Origin of the sequence: Kitasatospora sp. NPDC091257 (genome assembly GCF_044757675.1) — a bacterium.
Lineage (GTDB): Bacteria > Actinomycetota > Actinomycetes > Streptomycetales > Streptomycetaceae > Kitasatospora > Kitasatospora lactacystinica.
In genome coordinates this window covers 1-6,647 of record NZ_JBIVVI010000436.1, presented here as the reverse complement: position 1 = coordinate 6,647, position 6,647 = coordinate 1, and the positions used below count along the sequence as shown (strand labels likewise).

Below are 6,647 nucleotides of genomic sequence, written 5' to 3'. Positions count from 1 at the left end.
GGGTCGGCCGTCGGAGTCGTCGTAGGTCATCGCGTACGAGGCCTCGTAGGCGTGGTTGCCCCAGAGGCCGGCCCGGGCGGCGGCCGCCCGGCTGAGGTAGGCGGCGCGGCGGTCGGGGATGCGCCATTCGGGGTCGTCCAGGGTGCCGGGGCCCAGGTGGTCGGTGTTGTAGTCGAACAGGTGGAGCGTGCTGCGCCACTCGCCGGGCGGGTGGTCCTCGGGCGGGCGGGTGGCGTCCTCGACCCGTTCGCGGCCGGCGGCCAGGCCCTTGGCCAGCGTCAGCGTCCATTCGGGGGCGGCCGAGCGGTACGGCGAGGCGCCGTCGTCCAGCAGGCCGAGCGGGGCGAAGCGGCGCTGGTACTCGATGTCCGCGGTGGCGGGCGGGAAGGCCTGCATCCAGACCCGCAGCCGCTCGAAGAAGGCCAGCCGCTCGGGGACGTCCCCGTCCGGCTCGGGCAGTCCGGCGACCAGGCCGCCAGGTTCCAGCGGCTCCAGTTCCAGGGCGGACTGGAGGGCCCGGACCCGGGGCAGGTCGTCCGGCCCGGTGCAGGCGAAGCGGCCGACGAGGGTGCCGACGGTGGTCGGCAGCTCGATCACCCGGTTCGGGTCCGGCGGGGTGCCGTGCCAGCCTGGTGGGACGATCAGCCAGGTCTGCGCTCCGGTGCCGGTGGCCCGGCGGCCGAGGTAGGCGACGTTGTCCGTCCAGGCGTCGATGATCTGCAGCACGTAGTAGGCGCCCGCGGTGTCCGGGACGCGCAGCACCTGGGGGCCTTCGGAGAGGTCGAGCTGGGCGATCGAGTAGATCGTGTCGTTGTTGACCGAGACGAAGCGGTCGGCCGGACCGGCCAGCCGGGTGGCGTGGCTGATGTGGTTGAACGGCGCCGCCGGCAGGGTGCCCAGGCCGCCGTGGGCGAAGCGCTCGACCATGGTGAGGCCGGCGACCAGCGGGTAGCCGTAGACGTACGCGTCGGCGGCCAGGGCCTCCAGCTCGGGCTGGTTCATCGCGGGTCCTTCGTCCGGGGCGGGCAGCCGGTCGGCGGAGTGCTCGGCGTCGGCGGGCCGTTCGTCACCGGCGGCGGCCGGCGGGTCCGCCGTCCGGGCCGTGCTCCGGGCCGTGCTCCGGGCGGGCGCCGGACCGGGGTTCGGTCGCCGACCGCGGTACACCTCGGATGCTAAGCGGGGCCGGGTGGGGCGGCATGTCGGACCGGACGCCCCGCGGCATCCGGCGACCCGACGCCCGTGACCGGACGCCCGTGACCCGACTTCTGCAGCCCGACTTCTCCGGCCCGACTTCTCCGGCCCGGCATCTGCTGACCGCGAATCCGGGCGTACGGGCGGCGCGGCCGGGAGAGGGTCCTCGGTATGAAGATCCTCTTGCTTGGGGGCTCGTCCTTCCTGGGACGGGCCTACGCTGCCGAGGCCCTCGCCCGGGGCCACCGGGTGACCACCTTCAACCGCGGTCGCAGCGCCGCCGACCTGCCCGGCGTCGAGGCGGTCCGGGGCGACCGCGACAGTGCCGGGGACCTCGCCCGGCTGGTGGACGGCCGCAGCTGGGACGCCGTCGTCGACACCTCCGCCCAACAGCCCGCCCAGGCCGCGCTCAGCGCCCGGCTGCTGCGCGAGCGGGCCGGCCACTACACCTTCGTCTCCTCCGTGCACGCCTTCGCCGACTGGCCCGCCCGGGCGGTCGACGAGGACTCCGCACTGCACCCCTGCCCCGCCGACACCCCGCCCGGCCAGCCGCCCGCCACCGCCCTGAAGGCCGGCTGCGAGCGCGCCGTGCTGGCGGGGTTCGGCGCCGGGCGCACGCTGGTGCTGAACAGTGGACTGCTCGTCGGACCGTACGAGTTCGGCGGCCGACTGCCCTGGTGGCTGGAGCGGATGGCACGCGGTGGGCGGGTGCTGGCCCCGGGGGATCCTCGACGGACCATGCAGGTGATCGACGTCCGGGACTTCGCCGGCTTCGGGCTGGACCTGCTGACGGCCGGGACGGCGGGGCGCTACATCACCACGGCGCCGCCTGGGCGGCTGAGCTTCGGCGAGTGGCTGGCGACCTGCCGGGAGGTCGCGGGGGCCGCGGACACCGAGTTGGTCTGGGTGCCGGACGAGCCGCTGCTCGCCGAGGGGCCGGACCAGGTGGGCGCGTGGACCGAACTCCCCCTCTGGGCACCGGACCTGCCCGAGATGGCGGGCGCCTGGCTGGCCGACACCGGCCGGGCGGAGGCGGCCGGACTGCGCTGCCGCCCGTTCGCCGAGACGGCGCGGGACACCTGGGAGTGGCTGCGGCGACGCGGGCCGGTCGAGGACACCGACGCCGAGGGGCGCAAGGGGCGGCCGGGGGCGGCGGTGCGGCAGGGCCTCGAACCCGCCAAGGAACGGCGGCTGTTGGCCGCCCTCGGCTGACGGCGGCGCCGGTCGGCAGCGGTGCCCGGGCACCAGTAGTGGGAAGTCGGCCGGACCGACTTCCCACTACCGGCGACACTCCCAGCGCCACTCCCGGCGCCACGCCCGGCGCCACGCCCAGCGCCACGCCCGGCAAGACTCCTTGGGGCGCTCCTCAGGGCGCTCCGGGGACGCGTTCGACGCGCGCCGCCTTCGGCGCGGGCGCCCCGTTCAGTGCGTGCGGCGGGTGACCAGCTCGGCGAGCGCCAGCAGCTCGTCCGCCGCGGCCGGCTCCGGGACGGCGGCGGCCAGCTGCGCCATCGCCGCGGCCATCCGCTCGCAGGACTCGCCCTGCGCCCAGCCGCGCCCGCCGGCCGCCTCGACGGCCACCGCGCACTGCGCCAACTCCTCGGCGTCCAGCGGGCGTTCGATCGCGTACAGCTCGGCCAGCAGCTTGCCCTCGACGGTGCCGGATCCCAGCGCCGCGACCACCGGCAGCGACTTCTTCCGGGCGACCAGGTCCGCGCCGACCGGCTTGCCGGTGACCGCCGGATCCCCCCAGATGCCGATCAGGTCGTCGATCAGCTGGAAGGCCAGGCCGATCTCCCGCCCGAAGCAGTCCAGCGCCTGCGCCGCCTCCTCGGAGGCGCCCGCGTACAGGGCGCCCATCGCGCAGGCCGCGCCCAGCAGCGCGCCGGTCTTGGCCTCCGCCATCGCCAGGCACTCGGGCAGCGAGACGTCGTTGCGCCGCTCGAAGGCGCAGTCGATCTGCTGGCCCTCGCAGAGCTCCACCACGCAGTCGGCGAGCCGGCGGATCGAGCCGTGGGCGGCCGGGTGGGTGTCCTCGGCGAGCAGGCGCAGCGCGAGGGAGTGCATGGCGTCCCCGGCCAGGATGGCCTCGGTGGTGCCGAACACCCGCCAGGCGGTGGGCCGGTGGCGCCGGGTGTCGTCCCGGTCGATGACGTCGTCGTGGAGCAGGGTGAAGTTGTGCACCAGCTCCACCGCGGCGGCCGCGGCGACGGCCTCGTTGGGCTTGCCGCCCAGGGCCTGGGTGGCGGCGAGGACCATGGCCGGTCGGATCGCCTTGCCGGCGGAGGCCTGGGCCGGCGTGCCGTCCGCCTCCCACCAGCCGAAGTGGTAGCCGGCCACCTTGCGCATGGTGCCGGGCAGCGAGTCGACGGCGGCCCGCAGGACCGGGTCGACCAGGGCGCGGGTCCGCGCGAGGATGTCGGCCGCCTCGTGGCCCTCTTTGTGGTCCCGCTCCAGCGTGGGACTGGTCATGGGTGTTTCCCCCTGTCGGGCGCCTGTCGTGGGACGGCCCGCCGACGGCGGGCCGGGGTTGCGCTGTGCCGGTGCGCGCCGGGCCAGTGCGCAGCAGGTACGCACCGGGTCGGTACGCAGCCGCCCGGCCGGGGCCGGTGGACGGCCCCGGTGGACGGCGCGGCTCTGCGAGCGGCCCCGCGAACCGTCGGTACTGCGCGATCCGTCAGTGCTGCGCGATGTCCACGTTCTCCAGGACACCGACCGCGTCCGGCACCAGGATCGCGGCGGAGTAGTAGGCGCTCACCAGGTAGGAAATGATGGCCTTGTCGTCGATTCCCATGAACCGCACCGAGAGGCTGGGCTGGTATTCATCCGGAATTCCGGTCTGGTGCAGGCCGATGACGCCCTGGTTGTCCTCCCCGATTCGCATCGCGATGATCGAGCTGGTGCTCCCGACGATCGGGATCTTGTTGCACGGGAAGACCGGGACGCCGCGCCAGGACATGATCTGCTTGCCCTCGACCTCGACCGTCCCCGGGTAGAGGCCGCGCTTGTTGAGCTCCCGGCCGAAGGCGGCGATGGCCCTGGGGTGGGCCAGGAACATCCTGGTGCCGCGGCGGCGACTGAGCAGCTCGTCCATGTCGTCCGGGGTGGGCGGGCCGGAGTGGGTCTGGAACCGCTGCTCGTACGCGGCGTTGCCGAGCAGGCCGAACTCGGGGTTGTTGACGAGCTCGTGCTCCTGGCGCTCGCGCAGGGCCTCGATGGTCAGCCGCAGCTGGTGCTCGGTCTGGTTCATCGGCTGGTTGTAGAGGTCGGCGACCCGGGTGTGCACCTTGAGGATCGTCTGCGCGACGCTCAGCTCGTACTCGCGCGGCTTGAGCTCGTAGTCGACGAAGGCGCCGGGCAGCTCGTACTCGCCCTGGTGGCCGGCGGCGAGGTCGATCGCGGCCTCGCCGTGCTTGTTCTGCGCCTGCTGGAAGCCGTTCAGGTACTCGATGACCTGGAGCTGCAGCGCCTCGGAGCGGTCGTGCAGCTCCTGGAAGGAGGGCCAGGACAGCGTCAGCACGGTGCCGGAGGTCGCGGCGCGGACGGTGTACGGCCAGTCGCCGCCGTCCTGCCGGATCGCCTCGTCGCCGAGGTGGTCGCCGTCGGCGAGGGTGCCGACCACCGTCTCCTCGCCGTACTTGCCGGTGCCCAGCCGGTCGAGCTTGCCGTGGGCGATCAGGAACACCTCGGTGATCGGCGCCCCGGCCTGGACCAGGACGTCGCCCGCGTTGAAGTCCCGCTGCACGAAGCGCGAGGCCAGCTCCTCCAGCACGGCCTCGTCCTGGAAGCCGCGCAGCACCGGCACCTCGGCCAGCGTGGGCGGGACGATCCGCACCTCGGCGCCGGTCTTGACGAAACCCACCCGGCCGCGGCCGACCGAGTGGCGCAGGCGGCGGTTCACCCGGTAGGTGCCGCCGGACACCTGCACCCAGGGCAGCCTCCTGAGCAGCCAGCGCGGGCTGATGCCCTGCATCTGCGGCGCGGACTTGGTGGTCGTCGCGAGGTTCCGCGCGCCCGCCGTGCTCAGACTCTGCTGCTGCCGGATCTCCGGTTGCGCACCGGGCGCGGGAATACCGGCATTCGTTTCGGTCGACATGAGGGGAGCCCTTCGCATATCCCAATGAAGCGTCGCCTTGCACATGCGTGTTGCAGCTTCATGGTGGGCCCATTCAGGGGCACCCCGCAATCACTCGTTCGAGTGGTTCCGAATGGCCGAACAAATAGTACGAATGGATCACCCAATCGATATTTGTTCGACTATTTATTCGAACATATCGGAGTGCCGCGCCCCATCCTCCCCCATCGAAGCCCCGACCCGCGCCACCCCCTGCCGCCATCCGCCCACGGCGCCCCTGCCGTCCGGGCCGTTCGAACAGGCCGCTAGGGTGCCCTGACCCTTCGTCAACTTCCCTCCCGGGAGGGTCACATGAGTGCACCCGTACGTGTCTGGCTGAACCGCACCTACGCCGAGAACGTCTTCTTCATCGAGCAACTGCGCGCCGCCCCGCGCCCCGTCGTGGTCCACGCGACCCACGGCGACCCGGACTCCCCCGTGCTCGCCGCCGCCGACCACGGCACTCCGGAGCCCGACGGCCTGGCCGCGGACGGCTACGTCGGCTACGCCCTGGACTACTGCGCCCGGCACGCGATCGACGTCTTCGTCCCGCAGCTGCACCAGCTCGCCATCGCCCTCGCCCGGCCGGAGTTCGAGGCGATCGGCACCACGCTGCTCTGCCCGCCGGCCACCGCGATAGCCGCCTTCACCAGCAAGGCGGACGGCTACGCCACCATCGCCGGGGCCGGGCTGCCCACCCCGCCCTGGTGGCGGGTGCGCACCCCCGCCGAGCTGTGGGACGCCGTCGAACGGATCGAGGGCGCCGGTCGCACCGCCTGTCTCAAGCCCACCACCGGCGCCGGCGGCGCCGGCTTCCGGGTGCTCACCCGGGAGCCCTACAACGCACGGCGGCTGGCCGGCTGGGACCACCGGGTGCAGGTCGAACAGGTCGCCGCGGCACTGGCCGGGGGCGGCCCGGACGGCGAGCCGGTGGACCTGCTGGTGATGCCCCACCTGGACGGGCCGGAGGTCTCGGTGGACTGCCTCGCCGACCGGGACGGCAGCCCGCTCGCCGCGGTCGGGCGCACCAAAGAGGGCCGCCGCAGGGGCTTCACCACCGAGGAGTGCTACCTGGAGCCCGTCCGGCGGCTGGTCCGGGCGACCGGGATGGCGTACCTGTCCAACGTCCAGTTCCGCCGCCTCGACGGCCTGCCGGTGGTCATCGACGTCAACACCCGCCCCGCGGCCGGGCTCCACCAGCTGCGGCTGTGCGGACTCAACCTGCCGTGGGACGCGGTGCGGCTGGCGCTCGGCGAGCGTCCGGAGTGCGCGGGGGCGGAGCCGGACGTGCGCGGCATCGAGTACACCCTGGTGCCCGGCATCCGGCCGGTGCACCCGCAGC

General features: G+C 73.8%; 5 protein-coding genes. 2 read left to right on the top strand and 3 right to left on the bottom strand.

Features of this window, described 5'->3' with window-relative positions; genetic code table 11:
• On the bottom strand, positions 1-1,002 hold a 1,002-nt coding region (locus ACIQOV_RS20795; RefSeq protein WP_401050460.1), incomplete at its 3' end, for a DUF1254 domain-containing protein.
• A gap of 360 nt (positions 1,003-1,362) precedes the next feature.
• Here ACIQOV_RS20795 and ACIQOV_RS20790 point away from each other — a divergent pair.
• Positions 1,363-2,403: an NAD-dependent epimerase/dehydratase family protein gene (locus tag ACIQOV_RS20790; RefSeq protein WP_401050459.1), complete on the top strand. Its 1,041-nt coding sequence runs from the start codon at positions 1,363-1,365 to the stop codon at positions 2,401-2,403.
• A 210-nt stretch (positions 2,404-2,613) separates the two neighbouring features.
• Here the strand turns inward: ACIQOV_RS20790 and ACIQOV_RS20785 are convergent, their stop codons facing one another.
• Together ACIQOV_RS20785 and ACIQOV_RS20780 are read right to left on the bottom strand one after the other, a co-directional pair.
• Positions 2,614-3,663 carry a family 2 encapsulin nanocompartment cargo protein polyprenyl transferase gene (locus tag ACIQOV_RS20785; RefSeq protein WP_401050457.1) on the bottom strand — a complete coding sequence of 350 codons (1,050 nt, stop codon included), beginning with the start codon at positions 3,661-3,663 and terminating at the stop codon, positions 2,614-2,616.
• Between the two features lie 205 nt (positions 3,664-3,868).
• Entirely contained in the window at positions 3,869-5,287 is a 1,419-nt protein-coding gene (locus ACIQOV_RS20780; RefSeq protein ID WP_401050454.1) for a family 2B encapsulin nanocompartment shell protein, read from the bottom strand.
• A gap of 330 nt (positions 5,288-5,617) precedes the next feature.
• On the opposite strand from ACIQOV_RS20780, the gene ACIQOV_RS20775 reads away from it, so the two are divergent.
• Positions 5,618-6,647: ATP-grasp domain-containing protein (locus ACIQOV_RS20775; RefSeq protein ID WP_401050452.1), on the top strand; the 1,030-nt coding region annotated here is incomplete at its 3' end.